This is a genomic window from Comamonas sp. JUb58 (assembly GCF_004364775.1).
GTDB lineage: Bacteria > Pseudomonadota > Gammaproteobacteria > Burkholderiales > Burkholderiaceae_C > Comamonas.
This window is the reverse complement of record NZ_SOAL01000007.1, coordinates 170,732-187,300: the sequence shown is the minus strand read 5'-3', so window position 1 is coordinate 187,300 and position 16,569 is coordinate 170,732. Positions and strand designations below refer to the sequence as shown.

16 protein-coding genes are annotated in these 16,569 nt (G+C 64.1%); 3 read left to right on the top strand and 13 right to left on the bottom strand.

The window, feature by feature from the left end; translation table 11 throughout:
- Positions 1 to 25 precede the first annotated feature (25 nt).
- Positions 26 to 847, bottom strand: coding sequence for an orotidine-5'-phosphate decarboxylase (gene pyrF, locus EDF71_RS09545; RefSeq protein ID WP_133856340.1), 822 nt, complete (start codon positions 845 to 847; stop codon positions 26 to 28).
- An 83-nt stretch (positions 848 to 930) separates the two neighbouring features.
- Between pyrF and EDF71_RS09540 the strand changes: the two genes are divergently transcribed.
- Positions 931 to 1,815, top strand: a complete 885-nt coding sequence (locus EDF71_RS09540) for a DMT family transporter (protein ID WP_133856339.1) — start codon at positions 931 to 933, stop codon at positions 1,813 to 1,815.
- Between the two features lie 31 nt (positions 1,816 to 1,846).
- Here EDF71_RS09540 and EDF71_RS09535 read toward each other — a convergent pair whose 3' ends face one another.
- The 9 genes from EDF71_RS09535 to def all read right to left on the bottom strand — a co-directional run bounded on the left by EDF71_RS09535 (position 1,847) and on the right by def (position 8,670).
- Complete coding sequence (locus tag EDF71_RS09535) at positions 1,847 to 2,365, bottom strand: DUF2165 domain-containing protein (protein ID WP_133856338.1); 519 nt, start codon at positions 2,363 to 2,365, stop codon at positions 1,847 to 1,849.
- A gap of 352 nt (positions 2,366 to 2,717) precedes the next feature.
- Entirely contained in the window at positions 2,718 to 3,296 is a 579-nt protein-coding gene (locus tag EDF71_RS09530) for a FlgO family outer membrane protein (RefSeq protein WP_133856337.1), read from the bottom strand.
- Positions 3,293 to 3,931, bottom strand: a complete 639-nt coding sequence (locus EDF71_RS09525) for a hypothetical protein (protein WP_133856336.1) — start codon at positions 3,929 to 3,931, stop codon at positions 3,293 to 3,295. Before EDF71_RS09525 ends, EDF71_RS09530 begins: the two co-directional genes overlap by 4 nt.
- Positions 3,932 to 4,104: 173 nt before the next feature.
- Complete coding sequence (locus EDF71_RS09520; protein WP_133856335.1) at positions 4,105 to 5,298, bottom strand: phosphoglycerate kinase; 1,194 nt, start codon at positions 5,296 to 5,298, stop codon at positions 4,105 to 4,107.
- 127 nt (positions 5,299 to 5,425) lie between these two features.
- A complete protein-coding gene (locus EDF71_RS09515; protein ID WP_133856334.1) occupies positions 5,426 to 5,770 on the bottom strand; it encodes an AzlD domain-containing protein in 345 nt (114 codons plus the stop codon).
- On the bottom strand, positions 5,767 to 6,591 hold the full coding sequence (locus EDF71_RS09510) for an AzlC family ABC transporter permease (protein ID WP_133856333.1): 825 nt from the start codon (positions 6,589 to 6,591) through the stop codon (positions 5,767 to 5,769). Before EDF71_RS09510 ends, EDF71_RS09515 begins: the two co-directional genes overlap by 4 nt.
- A complete protein-coding gene (fmt, locus tag EDF71_RS09505) occupies positions 6,588 to 7,571 on the bottom strand; it encodes a methionyl-tRNA formyltransferase (RefSeq protein WP_133856332.1) in 984 nt (327 codons plus the stop codon). Before fmt ends, EDF71_RS09510 begins: the two co-directional genes overlap by 4 nt.
- 51 nt (positions 7,572 to 7,622) lie before the next feature.
- Positions 7,623 to 8,093, bottom strand: coding sequence for a hypothetical protein (locus EDF71_RS09500; protein WP_133856331.1), 471 nt, complete (start codon positions 8,091 to 8,093; stop codon positions 7,623 to 7,625).
- A gap of 55 nt (positions 8,094 to 8,148) precedes the next feature.
- Complete coding sequence (gene def / locus EDF71_RS09495; protein ID WP_133856330.1) at positions 8,149 to 8,670, bottom strand: peptide deformylase; 522 nt, start codon at positions 8,668 to 8,670, stop codon at positions 8,149 to 8,151.
- A 171-nt stretch (positions 8,671 to 8,841) separates the two neighbouring features.
- Here def and EDF71_RS09490 point away from each other — a divergent pair, with 171 nt between their 5' ends.
- Together EDF71_RS09490 and dprA are read left to right on the top strand one after the other, a co-directional pair.
- A complete protein-coding gene (locus EDF71_RS09490) occupies positions 8,842 to 10,065 on the top strand; it encodes a LysM domain-containing protein (RefSeq protein WP_133856329.1) in 1,224 nt (407 codons plus the stop codon).
- Positions 10,066 to 10,095: 30 nt separating this feature from the next.
- The gene (gene dprA, locus EDF71_RS09485; protein ID WP_133856328.1) at positions 10,096 to 11,280 is read left to right on the top strand and encodes a DNA-processing protein DprA; all 1,185 of its coding nucleotides are present in this window, start codon (positions 10,096 to 10,098) and stop codon (positions 11,278 to 11,280) included.
- Positions 11,281 to 11,292: 12 nt separating this feature from the next.
- On the opposite strand, the gene EDF71_RS09480 is transcribed toward dprA, so the two are convergent.
- From EDF71_RS09480 to secD, 3 genes are read right to left on the bottom strand one after another with little or no spacing between them, the layout of a single operon-like run.
- The gene (locus EDF71_RS09480) at positions 11,293 to 13,671 is read right to left on the bottom strand and encodes a DUF1631 family protein (protein ID WP_133856327.1); all 2,379 of its coding nucleotides are present in this window, start codon (positions 13,669 to 13,671) and stop codon (positions 11,293 to 11,295) included.
- 29 nt (positions 13,672 to 13,700) lie between these two features.
- Positions 13,701 to 14,651 carry a protein translocase subunit SecF gene (gene secF, locus EDF71_RS09475; RefSeq protein ID WP_133856326.1) on the bottom strand — a complete coding sequence of 317 codons (951 nt, stop codon included), beginning with the start codon at positions 14,649 to 14,651 and terminating at the stop codon, positions 13,701 to 13,703.
- Positions 14,652 to 14,662: 11 nt separating this feature from the next.
- Positions 14,663 to 16,555 carry a protein translocase subunit SecD gene (gene secD, locus EDF71_RS09470; RefSeq protein ID WP_133856325.1) on the bottom strand — a complete coding sequence of 631 codons (1,893 nt, stop codon included), beginning with the start codon at positions 16,553 to 16,555 and terminating at the stop codon, positions 14,663 to 14,665.
- Between the last annotated feature and the right edge of the window lie 14 nt (positions 16,556 to 16,569).

Sequence of the window (16,569 nt, the reverse complement as noted above, 5' to 3'; positions counted from 1 at the left end):
CTGTCGTCCTTGGTGCGGAGGCAGTTCAGTCCACCGCGTTCAGCAGATCGCGGGTCTTGATCGCAGCGGCACGCGCCGCGCTGGCAAAGTCCTCGCCGCTGCTCGCATACAGAATGGCGCGCGAGGAGTTGATGATGATCGGGCCGCCGCCGATGCGGGCTGCCTTGACGGTGGCAACCGCATCACCGCCCTGCGCACCGACGCCGGGAATCAACAGCGGCAGGTGCGGCGCCACGGCGCGCACGCGCTCGATCTCTTGCGGGCGGGTAGCGCCGACGACCAGACCCAGTTGGCCATTGGTGTTCCAGGGGCCTTGGGCCAGGCGCGCCACATGCTCGAACATTTGCGGCTGGCCGGGCACATCGGCCAGGGTCTGGGCCTGCAGGTCGTCACCACCGGGGTTGGAGGTGCGGCACAGCAGGAAGGCGCCCTTGCCTTCGTACTGCAGATAGGGCGTGATGGAGTCAAAGCCCATGAAGGGCGACAAGGTCACCGCATCGGCACCATAGCGCTCAAAGGCCTCCTTGGCGTACTGCTCGGCGGTCGAGCCGATGTCGCCGCGCTTGGCGTCGAGAATCACCGGTACCTGGGGGGCCACGCGGCGCATATGGGCCATCAGCTTTTCCAGCTGGTCCTCAGCGCGGTGCGCCGCGAAATAGGCGATTTGAGGCTTGAAGCTGTTGACCAGGTCATGGGTGGCATCGACGATGGCCGCGCAAAAATCATAGATCTTGCTGGCATCGCCGCGCATCGTGGCGGGAAAACGGCTGGGTTCCGGATCCAGGCCCACGCACAGCATGGAGTTGTTTTGGGTGGCTGCGGCGCGCAGCTGGTCGATGAAAGGCATGGGCGCTATTGTAAAAGCTAGCACTGCCAAGGCTGCGCACGGCTGACTGCGTCGCACGGGGATTGCGGGCACAATCGCAACCCATGCCTAGCCTGACACGACAACAACTGGTGATCCTGTGCCTGCTGACCCTGGTCTGGGGGCTGAACTGGCCGGTGATGAAGACGGGGGTGCAGCACTTTCCGCCGCTGAGCTTTCGCGCGCTGTCGATGCTGATCGGCCTGCCCTTGCTGGCGCTGGGCCTGGTGGTGCTGAAGGTGCCCTTCCGGCTGGAGCGCCGCTACTGGGGCCCGCTGCTGGTGCTGGGCTTTTTCAACATGGTGATGTGGCACACGCTGATCATCGTGGCGATTCCGCTGCTGCCCAGCGGCCGCGCGGCCATCCTGGGCTATACCATGCCTATTTTTTCAGCAGCTCTGGGGGCACTGTTCTTCAGCGACCGGCTGCCAGCACGCGCCTGGCTGGGCGTGGCCGCTGCCGCAGGCGGCGTCTTGCTCTTGCTGTGGAACGAGATGGACAAGCTCGGCGGCAAACCCACCGGCGTGGCGATGATGCTGCTGGCCGCCGCCAGCTGGGCGCTGGGCACCCAGCTGCTGCGCCGCACGCGCATCCCGGCCGCCACCTTGACCCTGGCCTTCTGGATGACGGTGATGACCACCCTCTGCCTGTGCCTGCTGGCCACGCTGCTGGAGCGCCCGCGCTGGCATGCGCCCGATCCGGTCGCCTGGGGCACCATCCTGTTCAATGCCGTGCTGGTGATCGGCTTTGCCCAGGTGGCCTGGTTCTTTCTGGTGCGCACCCTGCCGCCGCTGGCCTCCACCTTGAGTGTGATGCTGATCCCCGTGCTGGGCGTCTTCAGCGGCGCCTGGTGGCTGGGTGAGATCCTGCACTGGCAGGACTGGACGGCGGTGGCCTTGATGGTGCTGGCCATCGCCTCGGTGCTCTGGCCCAGCCGGGCACGCGGCTGAGCCTGCACGAGGCGGTCCTGGGTTGCTGCTATCAGCGGTTCGCAGCTTGCGCGGGCGCTGCCAGGCTGTCGTTGTCCATCGTCAGGTAGACCAGCACCAGCAGCAAGGTGATGAAGAAGCGGAAGGCATCGGGCACGCCATTCCACGCTTTGGACATCCACATGCCAAACCACTCACCGCCCACCGACATAAAGCCCACCTGCCAGGTGAGAAAGCCCAGGGTCAGACCCGCAATCGCCCATTTTTTGGCAGCGCGAAAGCCGGCGGCATCGGCATGGCGAGCCCGCAAGAGCTTGCTGCCGCCGATCCAGCACAGCACAGCCGTCAGCGCCTCCAGCGCAATGATGCCGGCATAGCCCAGGTGGTGGACCCATTCCGCTTCAATGGCGCGGTACATGATGCCGTTGCCGGGAAAGGTGGTGTCCATCAGGAACACATGGTGCACAAAGGCAAAGTTGGTGGCGTAGTCGGTGATATTGCCAAAAGCCACCAAGGTGGCGAAGAAAGCCATGGCCAACACCATGGCGGACTTGGACAGACGAATCATCATTCGAAGCTCCAGACGTGAGAGAGTGAGAAAGGGATAGGAAAAAGACAGACGGATGCCGTGGCGCCGAACAGCAAGGCTCGGTACCTGATCCATCAAAGCTGTGCCAACGCGCGGTTGGCGGGGATGTGTGCAAGAAGCACGGAGGCGCGCAGATCGGGACTGGAAAACCTGAAGCCGGCAGCGGGTCTGGGAAACACGCAGGCCAACCGGATCGAATGTCGCGCCAGGAGGGAGGCTGGATTCTGCCAGCCCGCTGTGGAGGCTGTCAACGCTGGCCGATTAGGCCATAAAAAAACGCACTGCCCAAGGGGAGTGCGTTCTGTGTTCCAACCGGGCGGGGCCCGGTGCTTGATCAGCGAGGCGCGTTCAGCAGACGGGTCACATCGCGGTCGTTGGGCAAGGCATAGTCATAGCCCGACAGGATGCGGCTGTCTTCGGTCCGCACCAGCTTGAGGCTGACGTAGGTGAAGTTGGCAGCAGGCGAGAAGGTGCCGACCAGCACCATGGAGGCGTTCTGGCTGCGGGCGATGTCGCGCATTTCGCGGGACAGCAGCAGCTCGCCGGTGCCTTCGCGCACATACAGATCGGTGCGCAGCTTGACTTCCTTGACGTGGAAGCCACGGGCGGCCATCTGGTTGGCATAGATCTCGGACAGGGTGCGGCCCAGAGGCGACGAGGCGCCCATGTTGTTCACATTGACCACGGTGGCCACCAGCACGGGGCCGGTACCGGTCGATTGGGGAGCGACCGAGGCGGTCAGCTTGTTGATCGCATCCTGGCTGTTGGCCAGGAAGACGCTGGCGTCAGCGGCCTGGTAGGTGGGCTCGCTGCGCACGGTGCTCACGGGCTGGGCAGGCTCGGTCCAGCTGGCGCAACCAGCCAGCACAGCGGCCGAGGCCACAGCGGCAAGGGTGGTCAAACGCAGCATCATTTGTTCACCACCTTCATGTTGACGGCGCGGTAGGCTTCGGTCTTGGCGAACTGGCCGACGGTGGCGTTGTCAACATAGTAAACATTGGACTTGCGCGCGACGTACTGACCCTGGCGCAGCACCGTGGTGGTCAGCAGCACTTCGGAGTAAGCCGGGGCGCCCGCGATGGTGGCGGCCTGGTAGTCGGTGCCGATGGTCGGGCTCACGCCAGCGATGACCTGGCCGTTGTCGCCTTCATAGGCCCAGTTGCCTGCTTGCTGCAGGTTGTGGTGCACGATCTTGGCGTCGTAGCTCACTTCAAGCTGCTGGCCGGGGGTGTTGTAGACCGATGCGCCGTGCTGCACCAGCTTGGTCACGACGAGGTCGTGGAACACGCTGTCAAAGGCACTGGCGTTCTGTGGCAGGGCCACATACAAAGGCGTCTTGGCGTTGAGACCATTGCGCTCCAGCGTCGCCAGGGTGTCTGCCACCACGTCGCTGGCCATCAGGTCCCAGTGGCCCGCAGCGCGCACCTTCATCTGGGTTGGTTGCGCATAGTTGGCGCCGTATGGAACGGGCGCCTCTACCGCGCAACCCGTCAACGCGAGGACGGCGCCTGCCAGCGCCGCCGCTCCGATGGTCTTTTTCAAAGCCATGTTTCCCTCCTCGGAATTAGATAGCCGACGGGCCAACACCCGCCCAGGCTTGCATCCATTGTTGTAGATGTGGTGGTATCAAGACAAGTGAAACGATCCAAAGTGCGAGCAGAGCCGCGCATTTTGTTGTTTTTGCTCACACTTTGGAACCAGCCCTTGTCGGCTGAAATAAATCAGCCCGCCGCGCGTTTTTGCAGAATCTCGAAGGCTGGCAAGGTCTTGCCTTCCAATACCTCCAAGAAAGCACCGCCGCCAGTGGAGATATAACCAATCTTGTCTTCGATGCCGTACTTGGCAATGGCCGCCAAGGTGTCGCCACCGCCGGCAATGCTGAAGGCGGGCGACTGGGCAATGGCCTTGGCCAGGGTTTCGGTGCCGTGGGCAAAGGCATCAAACTCGAACACGCCCACCGGGCCATTCCAGACGATGGTGCCAGCCTTCTTGAGCTGCTCGGCCAGGCGCGCGGCCGTCTCTGGGCCGATATCCAGGATCAGGTCATCATCGGCCACCTCGGTGGCCGGCTTGATGGTGGCCACAGCATCGGCCGCAAAGGTCTTGGCGACGACGACATCGGTAGGAATAGGCACATTGGCGCCGCGTGCGGCCATGGCATCGATCACCGCCTTGGCATCGCCCACCAGGTCGGCCTCGGCCAGCGACTTGCCGATGTTCAGGCCTGCAGCCAGCATGAAGGTGTTGGCAATACCGCCGCCAACGATCAGCTGGTCTACCTTGCTGGACAGCGACTGCAGAATGGTCAGCTTGGTCGACACCTTGGAGCCTGCAACGATGGCCACCAGCGGACGCGCCGGCGCTGCCAGGGCCTTGGTGATGGCATCGATCTCGGCCGACAGCAGCGGGCCGGCGCAGGCGATCTTGGCGTACTCGGCGATGCCATAGGTCGTGCCTTCGGCGCGGTGGGCCGTGCCAAAGGCGTCGTTCACATAGATGTCGCAGAGCTGGGCCAGCTTTTGTGCCAGCGCGGGCAGGTTTTTCTTCTCGCCAACATTGGTGCGGCAGTTCTCCAGCATCACGACCTGGCCGGGTGCCACGTTGACGCCATCGACCCAGTCAGCGACCAGTGGCACTTCGCGGCCCAGCAGCTGGCCCAGGCGCTGGGCGACGGGGGCGAGCGAGTCCTCGGGCTTGAAGGCGCCCTCGGCGGGGCGGCCCAGGTGGCTGGTCACCATCACGGCAGCGCCGGCCTTCAGGGCCATCTCGATGGCCGGCACCGAGGCACGCACGCGCGTGTCTTCGGTGATTTCGCCCGCGTCGTTGAGCGGCACATTCAGATCGGAGCGGATAAAAACGCGTTGGCCTTGCACCTTGCCTTGGGCACACAGGTCGGAGAAACGAAGGATGTTCATGGGAATGGATACCAAAGAGTCTAGAAACCGGGGCGCGCGCCATGCAGGGGCCTGCGCATGGCCGCCATTGTAGAGGCCTGTCCAGCCTCTCCCAAGCGGGCGGTCGCGCCGGCGTCTCTCTGAAGGTTTACCAACCCAGGCCGATATGCAAAGGCAGGTAGACCGCCATGCCGACCACAATCGTGCCCAGGATGCCGCGCTTCTTGAAGTAATAAATGGTCGCGCAGATCACTGCCGGAATGCGGGCATCGAGCAGGGTCTTGGTCAGCTCGCCCTTGACCATCAGGAGCTCGGGCGCAATGACGGCCATCAAGGCGGCCAGCGGGGCGTATTTGAGGCCACGCTTGAGCCAGTCGGGCAAGGGCAGCTCGTTCTTCGGAATCATGAAGAACGCACGGGTGACCACGGTGATGATGGTCAGGCCCACAATGGCTGTCAGCTGGTAGAGCAGATCCCAGTCGTCCTGGCTCATCGCACATGCTCCTCACGCACGGGCACGGCCGTGGTGCCATCGTCGGGCTGCTCGGGCCCGGGCGATGGCAGGGGTTTGTTCTTGGCTACGACCACGATCTTGGGCTTGCGGCCGCGCTGGTCCACCGCCTCGACCAGGAGGCCGATGGTCACTGCGCAGGCAATCGCCACCAGGATATTGAGCTTGAGCGGAATGCCATAGGCCGCAATCGCCGCCGTCGCCGCCACCAGCGCCGCCACCTTGGTGGCGCGGTCGATCAGCATCGAGTACAGCACGCCCAGCAGCGCCAGCACGCCGGCAAAGCCCAGGCCCCACTCCAGCGGCACCACATTGGCCAGCAAGATGCCGGCAATCGAAAAGCCCTGCCAGGTGATGAAGTTGAGCGACGAGGCACCCCAGAAGTAGTAGACCTGCTGGGGCTTGGCCACCGGCGCGGTGTAGCGGCGCATGAAGGCGACAAAGATCACATCACCGCTGAAATAGCCAATGCAGAGCCGGTGCCAGAGCGGCAGGTGCGCAAAATAGCTGCGCCACATGCTCGACAGAATGACAAAGCGCAGGTTCACGCAGGCGGCGGTGAACCAGACCACCCACATCGGCGAGCCCATGGCCATCAGCGGCAGCACGGCCAGTTGGGCGCTGCCGGCATAGACCACCAGCGACATGAAGATGGCCATGGGGGCGGAAATACCCGCTTTGACCATGGCCACGCCGGTCACCAGCGCCCAGGCCGCAATGCCCACGGCCGTGCCGGACATGTCGACCACGCCGGCACGGAAACTGGGGTGATCGATGGCGCGGCGCCGGTGGTGCAGGCTCATGGAGCCGCCACGGGGAGCCTGTCGTCACCCAACACCTGGCCGGGTTGCAGCGCATGGCCGCGCAGAAAATCTGCCGCCTTCAAGCGCTTGCCACCGGGCCGCTGCAGCTCGCTGATGCGCAAGGCAGCTTCGCCGCAGGCCACCACAATGCCCTGGCCATCGGCCGCCAGCACCTGGCCGGGGACGGCATCGGCGGGCGAATGCCGCTCGGGCTGCGCTGCCCAAATCTTGACCACTTCATCACCGACGCGGGTCGACGCAGCCGGGAAGGGGTTGAAGGCGCGCACGCGGCGGTCAATCTGCTCGGCGCTCAGCGCCCAGTCGATGGCGCTTTCGGCCTTTTCGATCTTGTGCGCGTAGGTGATGCCTTCTGCCGGTTGCGGCTCGCGCTGCAAGCGGCCCTCGGCGCTCAAGGCCAGCGCCTGCACCAGCATGCGGCCGCCCAGCGGTGCCAGCTTGTCGTGCAGGCTAGCGGTGGTGTCCTGGGCGGCAATGTCCAGCGCTTCCACCAGGCACATGTCGCCGGTATCCAGGCCCGCATCCATCTGCATGATGGTGACGCCGGTCTGGGCATCGCCCGCTTCGATGGCACGGTGGATGGGGGCCGCACCGCGCCAGCGTGGCAGCAGGCTGGCGTGGATGTTGAGGCAGCCCTTGGCGGGCAAATCCAGCACCCATTGCGGCAGGATCAGGCCATAGGCCGCTACCACCATCACATCCGGTTGGGCGGCCAGTAGCGCTTCACGTGCTGCGGCGGCGTCTTCGGGGTATTTGCCATCCAGGCGCAGGCTGAGCGGCTGGCTGACGGCAATGCCGTGCGCCAGCGCGCATTGTTTGACGGGGGAGGCTTGCAGCTTCATGCCACGGCCGGCGGGCCGGTCGGGCTGGGTCAGTACCAGCGGCACTTCGTGACCGGCGGCCAGCAACTGCTCCAGGGCCACACGGGCAAATTCCGGCGTGCCGGCAAAAACTACTTTCATGTCTTTTGAGGATAGGGGGCAAGCTGCGATCAGGGGCGCGCAGCGGGGACATCAGTCTCGCTGGCGGGGCTCGGGCAAAGGTTCATCGATGAACATCAGCTTTTGCACCACACCTTGCGGATCGATATGCACATGCGCGAATCGCTTGATGCCATTGTCCCAGAATCGGTAGGTCCAGACCTGTCCCTTGAAGCTCCAGACCGAGGTGATTTCCATCGGCGGGCCAAAATCCTGCAACAGCTGCTGCTGCCTGAACTGGCCCAGCGGGATGGCACCAAAGTTCTCGGCACTCAGCACCTGGGTGGTCGTCTGCAGCTGGCCATCGGCAGCAAAGCGCAGCTGGTAGGCCTCGCGCCCCATCGGCTGGGTGGTGTAAAGCCAGCGCTCACCTCCATCGTCAAGCTTTTTGACGGTATTGGCAGGGCCCAGCTTGCTCAGCACCTCCTGCTGCGGGGTGCCGGGCTTGAACTGGGTGGGATAGGCACAGCCAGCCAGGGCTGTGCACAGTACGAACAGCGCCATCGCGCCCCACGCGCGGCCAGGCAGCCAGCTCCGTGAAGATCGCGTCGTGCCCATATCAGCCCTTGGCGTCGGCCAGTTCGCGCTTTTGCTGCTTGACCAGCTTGGACTTGATGCGGTTGCGCTTGAGTGGCGACAGGTATTCGACAAACACCTTGCCCAGCAGGTGGTCCATTTCATGCTGGATGCAGATGGCCAGCAGGCCTTCGGCGTCGATCTCGCGGCTGTTGCCGTTCTCGTCGAGTGCCTTGATCTTGACCGCCACCGAACGCTCGACACCGTCATAAATGCCGGGCACGGACAGGCAGCCTTCGTCACCCACCTGCTTTTCATCGCTGGCCCAGAGGATTTCCGGGTTGATGATGGTCATGGGCTCGTTGCGCTCTTCGGAGACGTCGATCACCACCACGCGCTCATGCACGTCGATCTGCGTGGCTGCCAGGCCGATACCGCTGGCGTCGTACATGGTGGCCAGCATGTCCTGGACCAGGGTACGGATGCGGTCATCGACCACGGCCACGGGCTTGGCGACCTTGTGCAGACGGGGATCGGGGTAGCAGAGAATCGGGAGGATAGACATAGTTTTCGCTCTTGAATGTCGTTATTTTCGCCACTTTTGCGCTTCAATGCCCAGATGGCTTGCAATAATCATTGATCGATCAAGGGCTTGGCCCGAGAATCAGAGGCAATTACAAACATTGACAGCAGGCCCACTATGGCCTGACAGCGACTGAGAGGGAGTCACCCGGCCATGCGAGCATCCACCACGCCCCTGTTCCACCAGCTGCGCAGCAGCGCCGTTGCAGTCGCCTGCATGGCCTGCGCAGGCATGAGTGCCTGGGCCGCCACCCCGGCAGCGCAGTTGCCGGTCACCGCGCAGCAGCGCAGCACCGCCCAGCAAGTGGCGGCGCAGGGCATCCCCGAGGCCGACCTGGTCGCCAATGCACCCGATACCTATGTCGTCAAGCGCGGTGACACGCTCTGGGACATCTCCCGCGTCTACCTGCAGCAGCCCTGGCGCTGGCCCGCACTGTGGGGCATGAACCTGCAGTCCATCGCCAACCCCCACCTGATCTACCCCGGCCAGACCCTGTACCTGGAGCGCCGCAATGGCATGGCGCGCCTGGTTACCTCGCGCTCGGGGGAGGACGAAGTCATCCGCATCTCGCCGCGCGTGCGCAGCGAAAGCCTGTCCGGCACCGCCCTGCCCGCCGTCAACCAGCGTTTGATCGAGGCCTTCCTGGTCGAGCCCGAAGTGCTGGGCGCTGGCGAGAGCGAAAAGGCCCCGCGTCTGGTTGGTGCCGCGCAGGAGCGCGCGCTGCTGTCGCCTGGCGACCGCGTTTATGGCCGTTCGGCCGACCAGTCGCTGGAAATGGGCCAGGAGCGCCAGTACTACCGCGTGTTCCGCAATGCGGTGCCCATGGTCGACCCCGAGACCAATGCCGTGCTGGGCTACGAAGCCCAGTACCTGGGCAAGGTGCAGCTGATGGCTGGCGAGCGCCAAGAGACAACGCTCGACGTCAAGGGCAATGCCCACACCGATCCGGTGCCGGCATCGCTGGACATTACCTCGGTGAAGGAAGAAATCCGCATTGGTGACAAGCTGCTGCCGATGCCACGCGTCAACGTCACCAGCTATGTGCCGCATGCGCCCGATGAGCACCTGCAAGGCAGTGTCGTGTCCATCTATGGCAGCAACAGCGTGGCCTATGCATCGCGCAACAACGTGATCGCCATCAACCGCGGCCAGGCCGACGGCGTAGAGCTCGGCCATGTCTTCCGCCTGATGACACGCGGCGCGCGCATCAAGGACAAGACCGACAGCGACCAGACCGTCATCAAGCTGCCCAATGAGGCCAATGGCCTGGCCATGGTCTTCCGCAGCTTCGACAAGGTGTCCTACGCACTGATTCTGGAAGCTAAGGAAGGCGTGAAGGTGGGTGACTCCCTGATCTCGCCCGACTACCGCCCCTGACAGGCTTGACCGGGAAAGCGGCTCTTGCCCATGACTGAACAAGAGTTGCACGACTGGTTACGCTTGAGCGCCACGCCCGGCCTGGGCAATACCGCCATCCGGCGCTTGCTGGCGCGCTTTGGCTTGCCGGCGGAGGTGCTGGCCCAGAGCAGCGCCGCGTTGGAGACCTGCATCACCCCCGCGCAGGCCCAGGCGCTGCACGCCCCCAGCCCCGAGCTGCAAGCGCTGCAGACAGCAACCTGGACCTGGCTGACCACCGCCCCCGCGCCCTTGCAACGGCATGTGCTCACCCTGGGTGATGCCGACTACCCCCCATCCCTGCTTGAAACCGCTGATCCGCCGGTGCTGCTCTACATCACCGGCCACAGCCGCTGGTTTGGCGCGCAAGGCCTGGTCTGGCCGCGCAAGGCACTGGCGATGGTCGGCAGCCGCAACCCCACGCCCCAGGGCGCCCTCAATGCCCGGGCATTTGCCCAGACCCTGGTGCGCCAGGGCGTCACCGTTGTCTCGGGCATGGCGTTGGGCATTGATGCAGCTGCCCATGCCGGCGCGCTGGAGGCCGTCACCGGCCAAGAGCCCGCCACGATTGCCGTGATCGGCACCGGCATCGACCGGGTCTACCCCCGCGCCAACCACCAGCTGGCCGGGCAGATTGCCGAGCAGGGCTGGATCGTCAGCGAGTACCACCTGGGCACCCCGCCGCTGGCGCAGAACTTTCCTAAACGCAACCGCCTGATTGCCGGTCTGGCCAGCGGCACCTTGGTGGTCGAGGCTGCTACTGCTTCGGGCTCCCTGGTCACCGCCCGGCTGGCCAGCGAACAGGGGCGCGAGGTCTTCGCGATTCCCGGCTCGATCCATGCGCCGCAAAGCAAGGGCTGCCATGCGCTGATCCGACAAGGCGCCAAGCTGGTGGAGTCGGTGGAAGATATTCTGGAAGAGCTGCCGGCGTTGGGTATGGCTACCACCCCCACACCCACATCCACATCCACAGCATCCAAGCCCAAGGATTCGCGTGGCGCAGCGGCGAGCGGTGCCAGCACAGAAGACCCGGGCTTGCTGCAGGCGCTTGGTTTTGACCCGGTGGATCTGGACAGCCTGTGCAGCCGCACCGGCATCGATATCGCCAGTCTGCAGATTCAACTGCTAGAGCTGGAGCTCAAAGGTCAGGTGGCGCGCCTCCCGGGCGGCTTGTTTCAGCGCCTGGCGGCAGGCTAGGCCCGCAGCCGATTACTGCAGCAGCCGCTCGGGGTTGGCCTCGATCTTGGCCAGCGCATCGCGCGCGGCGCGGGCGGTGATGCCTTCGGCATCGCGCGGCAGCAGCAGGCCGGCTTGCAGGTAGTGCCCCATGCGCCGCATCTGGAAGAGGAAGCAGGAGCCGCTCAGCGCCGCAAACAGCTGCAGCTGCTTGTGCTGGCTGTGCCAGACATACTGCACCTGCAGCAGGCTGGCATTGTGGTCCAGCAGGAACCAGTTGCCCAGCGACAGGTTCTTCGCCCACTCCAGCACCTCGGGCTGCACCAGCGCACCATCGTCGGCAATCACCTGGATGCTGCTGGTATCGATGCCCAGCATCAGCTCGATGCTCTCGGCGCTGAGCGGGTATTCCTCGGTTACGACCTCGTCGAGCGCGTCTTCGAGGTGGGCCAGGCGCTCTGCCAGCGCAATGATGCGCTCCTGCGGGATCTCATTGGTCTTGGCCAGGAAGGCCTCGGCCACGATGTCCATCAGGCTTTTGATCATCTCGTCCTGGCGCTCGCCCACCATATTGGATAAGGTCAGGCCCTGGCGCAGCACGGTTTGCAAAAGCGGCAGCTGGCGGATCACCCGGGCGCGCTCTTCCTTGCTGGGCTTGGCAGATGCCGACCAGACCAGGTCCAGCGCAGCCTTCTTGAATTTTTGCGTGTTCTCGTGCTCGGCGCCAAAGCGGATGGCCGACATCGCCAGCACATCGGACCACTGCTTGAACAGGAACTCCCGCACATCGCTGTCCACCGGCATCTCCAGCAGCATGTCGCGCAGCTGGATGGTGTACTGGATGGCCAGCGTTTCCTTTTGCTCGATCTGCTGGGCCAGGCTGACCAGCTCGCGCGCGGTGGCGGTCTGGCCAGTCAGGTTCTTTTCGAGGAATTTCTGGAATTCCTTGAGCACCAGCTGGAACACGCGGCTGCCGGTGTCCGGGTACTGCTCGATGACCTGCACCACCCGCTTGACCTCGGCTTCCAAGGTGGTGCCATTGAGTGCAGCGGCCTCAAAGCCCAGCACGCAGGCACCCATGCGGTCGATCAGCTGGCGTGCCGGGTGTTCCGTGTCGTTGAAGAAGGCGGGCTCGGCCAGCGCCACGCGCAGCACCGGCACCTGCAGGCGCGCAAACCAGATGCGGATACCGGCCGGGATGCGGTCTTCGTTCAGGATGCTCTGGAACATCAAGGCGATGATCTCGATGATCGCCTTTTCCTCGTCGGACGAGGCCACGCTCTTGAGTGCCGAGGACTGCTGGCGCACCGCCAGCGCCACCGGCGCCACCACCTGGACGGCGTCATAATCGTCATCGGCCGGCGCGGTATGGAACCAGGCCGACTGGATCGCCGTAGGCGGCGACACCAGCGCATGCTGCAGCGCTGGCGAGATCACATAGCCACCGGCCTCGCCGAGGGAGGCACGCACCGATGTCGGACCGCCATTAGAGCGGCCACCGGCCACGTTCTGCAAAAAGCCACGCAGCTGCGCCAGCACGCCCTGGTTCTTCTGGCGGGCGGCGCCCATGGCCAGCAAGCCGGGGGCTGCACCGCCGGCCGGCATCAAGCCCGAGGGCATGCTGGCAGCTCCCGAGGCGGCGCCAGCCGCAGCAGCTGCGGCTTGGGCAGCGGCCATGCCACCCATCGGATGCGCGGCGGCAGCAGCCACAGCTGCAGCGGCCGGCGCATGGCGTTCGCTTTCAGTGCGTTTGATGCGGTAGCTGCGCAGCTCGTCTTCAGTCGCTGCGCCTTGTTCGTCATAGAAGCGCCCCACGGCGGTGTAGCCGCTGATGCCCAGGGGCGCCAGCGCTTCGAGCATCGGCGTCCAGAGCAGGTCCAGGGTCTTGCGGCTGAGGCCGGCGGCTTCCCAGGCCTCGATCAGGCGCAGGCACCAGGTCTCGGGGCGCAGCGCATCGGCGGGGCCCAGCTCCTGGTCTTCCAGGAATTGGGTCACGCGGCGCACGCTGTCCAGCTCCAGCGCTACCAGTTCCAGCAGCAAGGCAGCCAGGCGCGATGCGATGATGCGGCCTTCGATGGCTTCGTTGCTGACCAGCTCAAAGCTGGTGATGGTGGGAGGTGCGGCTATCGGCTCGGGAGCCGGCTCGCCTGCCAGCAGGCTTTGGCGCAGCAGCTTGTTGGCGCTGTCCAGCCAGGCTTGCTGGCGGCTGTCAAACTCGGCAATGGCGGCGGACAGCGCCACATGCGAGCGGGCGGGATCGGTGCTGGGCCGCGCCATGATCTGGAGCAGCTCAGCACGCAGGCGCGCCGCCACCCCAGGCAGACCCACGCACAAGCCACCGACAAATCTCAGCCGCGCTTCACGGGCGAGCTTTTTTTGCCAGGTGCGATGGTGCGAAGGTGCAACAGCCACAGAAATCCCATCCCTTTATCGGTCTTGCTTTATACCGTAGCCCCGGCATTGGGGTCGTTCGGGTCGAGGTCCTTTTGGCTGACCTTGACCAAGTCTTCTCGCTTGACACCCAGCCACATGGCGATGGCCGCAGCCACGAACACCGAGGAGTAGATACCAAAAAGAATACCAATGGTCAGCGCCAACGCAAAGTAATGCAAGCTGGCACCGCCAAAAAGAAACATCGACAGCACCATCGCTTCGGTCGACGCGTGGGTGATGATGGTACGGCTCATCGTCGAGGTGATGGCGTGGTCAATCACTTCAGGCGTGCTGAGCTTGCGGAACTTGCGGAATGCCTCGCGGATCCGGTCAAAAATCACCACCGATTCATTGACCGAGTACCCCAGCACCGCCAACACACCGGCGAGCACGGCCAGCGAGAACTCCCACTGGAAGAAGGCGAAGAAGCCCAGGATGATCACCACGTCATGCAAGTTGGCGACGGCCGCAGCCACACCGAACTTCCACTCAAAGCGCATCGCCAGGTAGATCACGATGCCCAGCACCACGGCGCCCAGCGCCATCAGGCCGCCGTGCACCAGTTCCTCACCCACCGAGGGGCCGACGAACTCGCTGCGCAGCAAGGTCACCCCCGGGTCGGCTGCCTTGAGCACGCCCATGACCTTCTCGCCCTGCTGGGCCGTGGTCACGCCTTTTTCGATAGGCAGGCGAATCATCACGCGGTCGGCGCTGCCCACGTTCTGCACCAGGATGTCCTGGTAACCAAGCGAGGCGACCTGTTCGCGGATCTTCCCCACGTCAGCGGGCTGCTCGTAGGCCACCTGCATGACGGTACCGCCGGTGAATTCCACCGACAGGTGCAGGCCACGGGTGGTCAGGAAGAACACCGCCAGCACGAAAGTGATGACCGAAATCGCGTTGAGCACCAACGCGTATTTCATGAAAGGGATGTCTTTTTTGATACGGAAGAATTCCATGGTCTTCCTCCTTAACGTTTAGCAGATGCCACGGAGCGCACGTCTTCGCCCTCGGGCTTCCAGACCTGGCCGATCGACACGCTCTTGAGCTTCTTGCGGCGGCCATACCAGAGGTTGACCAGGCCACGCGAGAAGAACACGGCCGAGAACATGCTGGTCAGAATGCCGATGCAGTGCACCACGGCAAAGCCGCGCACCGGGCCGGAGCCAAAGGCCAGCAGCGCCAGGCCCACGATCAGGGTAGTGACGTTGGAGTCCAGAATGGTGTGCCAGGCATGTTCATAACCGGCATGGATAGCCGCCTGCGGCGACGCACCGGCGCGCAATTCCTCGCGCACCCGTTCATTGATCAGCACGTTCGAGTCAATGGCCACACCGATGGCCAGCGCCATAGCGGCAATGCCCGGCAGGGTCAGGGTGGCCTGCAGCATCGACAGAATGGCCAGCAGCAGCAAGACGTTCACGCCCAGCGCAATGGTCGAGACCACGCCAAAGATCATGTAGTAGATGCACATGAAGACGGCGATCGCGATGAAACCACCCACGATGCTCTTGATACCGGCTTCCACGTTCTCTTTACCCATGCTCGGGCCGATCGTGTATTCCTCGATGATCTCCATCGGCGCAGCCAGCGAGCCGGCGCGCAGCAGCAGCGAGGTATCGCTGGCTTCCTTGGTCGTCATGCTGCCCGAGATCTGCACGCGGCCGCCACCGATTTCGGAGCGGATCACCGGTGCGGTCACGACCTGGCCCTTGCCCTTTTCAAACAGCAGGATGGCCATGCGCTTGCCAATGTTCTCGCGCGTCACGTCCTTGAAAATATTCGCGCCCTTGCCGTCCAGGGTCAGGTTGACGGTGGCCTCATGGGTCTGGCTGTCAAAGCCGGGTTGGGCATCGTTCAAGTTCTCGCCGGTCAGGATGACCTGCTTTTTCACGACGATGGACTGGCCATGCGGGTCGCTGTACTTTTCAGAGCCAAAAGGCACGGGGCCAGCGCCCATTTCGGCGGCACGCGCGTCCGAGCTATCGTCGACCATGCGCACTTCCAGGGTCGCGGTACGGCCCAGGATGTCCTTGGCCTGTGCGGGATCCTGCACACCGGGCAGCTGCACCACGATGCGGTCGGAGCCTTGCTGCTGGATCACCGGCTCGGCAACGCCCAGCTCATTGATACGGTTGTGCAAGGTGGTGATGTTCTGCTTGAGCGCTTGCTCTTGCACGCTGCGCAGCGATTCAGGCTTGATGTTGGCACGCACCACATAGGCGCCGCCGGTGCTGACCACGTTGGCCTGCAGGTCAGGCATGGTGTCCACAATCAGGTTACGCACCGTCGTGGCCGTGGCCTCGTCTTGCAGGCGCACTTCCAGCGACTGGCCTTCGCGGTTCACACCGCCATGGCGAATCTTCTTGTCGCGCAGTGCCAGACGCACATCGCTGGTCAGCGCTTCGGTGCGCTTGGTCAGCGCTGCCTGCATGTCCACCTGCAACGTGAAGTGCACGCCACCGCGCAAGTCCAGACCCAGGTACATGGGCTTGGCATGCAGGGCGGTGAGCCAGGCGGGCGAGCGGGAGATCAGGTTCAGCGCCACCACATAGGAGGGGTCGTTGCTGTCAGGGATCAGTGCGCGCTCAAGCACGCCCTTGGCCTTGAGCTGTTCGTCTTCCTTGTCGAAGCGGGCGCGGATCGAGCCGTTTTCCAGCGCGATGCTCAGCGGCTTGACGTCGGCATCGGCCAGCACCGATTCCACACGCTGCTGCAACGCAGAATCCACCGTGACAGTCGCCTTGACCGAGGCCACCTGGACAGCAGGCGCCTCACCAAAAAAGTTGGGCAGGGTGTATACAACCCCTACCAGAAGCGCGATCACAATGATCGCGTACTTCCAGACCGGATAACGGTTCATGATCGCGCTCTTAC

Excerpts from the sequence above, each read along its gene's own strand:
- EDF71_RS09525 (WP_133856336.1), bottom strand. The coding sequence starts at position 3,931 with ATGGCTTTGAAAAAGACCATCGGAGCGGCGGCGCTGGCAGGCGCCGTC.
- EDF71_RS09490 (WP_133856329.1), top strand. The coding sequence starts at position 8,842 with ATGCGAGCATCCACCACGCCCCTGTTCCACCAGCTGCGCAGCAGCGCC.
- dprA (WP_133856328.1), top strand. The coding sequence starts at position 10,096 with ATGACTGAACAAGAGTTGCACGACTGGTTACGCTTGAGCGCCACGCCC.
- pyrF (WP_133856340.1), bottom strand. The coding sequence starts at position 847 with ATGCCTTTCATCGACCAGCTGCGCGCCGCAGCCACCCAAAACAACTCC.
- EDF71_RS09535 (WP_133856338.1), bottom strand. The coding sequence starts at position 2,365 with ATGATGATTCGTCTGTCCAAGTCCGCCATGGTGTTGGCCATGGCTTTC.
- EDF71_RS09510 (WP_133856333.1), bottom strand. The coding sequence starts at position 6,591 with ATGAGCCTGCACCACCGGCGCCGCGCCATCGATCACCCCAGTTTCCGT.
- EDF71_RS09500 (WP_133856331.1), bottom strand. The coding sequence starts at position 8,093 with ATGGCGCTGTTCGTACTGTGCACAGCCCTGGCTGGCTGTGCCTATCCC.
- fmt (WP_133856332.1), bottom strand. The coding sequence starts at position 7,571 with ATGAAAGTAGTTTTTGCCGGCACGCCGGAATTTGCCCGTGTGGCCCTG.
- EDF71_RS09540 (WP_133856339.1), top strand. The coding sequence starts at position 931 with ATGCCTAGCCTGACACGACAACAACTGGTGATCCTGTGCCTGCTGACC.
- secF (WP_133856326.1), bottom strand. The coding sequence starts at position 14,651 with ATGGAATTCTTCCGTATCAAAAAAGACATCCCTTTCATGAAATACGCG.
- secD (WP_133856325.1), bottom strand. The coding sequence starts at position 16,555 with ATGAACCGTTATCCGGTCTGGAAGTACGCGATCATTGTGATCGCGCTT.
- def (WP_133856330.1), bottom strand. The coding sequence starts at position 8,670 with ATGTCTATCCTCCCGATTCTCTGCTACCCCGATCCCCGTCTGCACAAG.
- EDF71_RS09530 (WP_133856337.1), bottom strand. The coding sequence starts at position 3,296 with ATGATGCTGCGTTTGACCACCCTTGCCGCTGTGGCCTCGGCCGCTGTG.
- EDF71_RS09520 (WP_133856335.1), bottom strand. The coding sequence starts at position 5,298 with ATGAACATCCTTCGTTTCTCCGACCTGTGTGCCCAAGGCAAGGTGCAA.
- EDF71_RS09515 (WP_133856334.1), bottom strand. The coding sequence starts at position 5,770 with ATGAGCCAGGACGACTGGGATCTGCTCTACCAGCTGACAGCCATTGTG.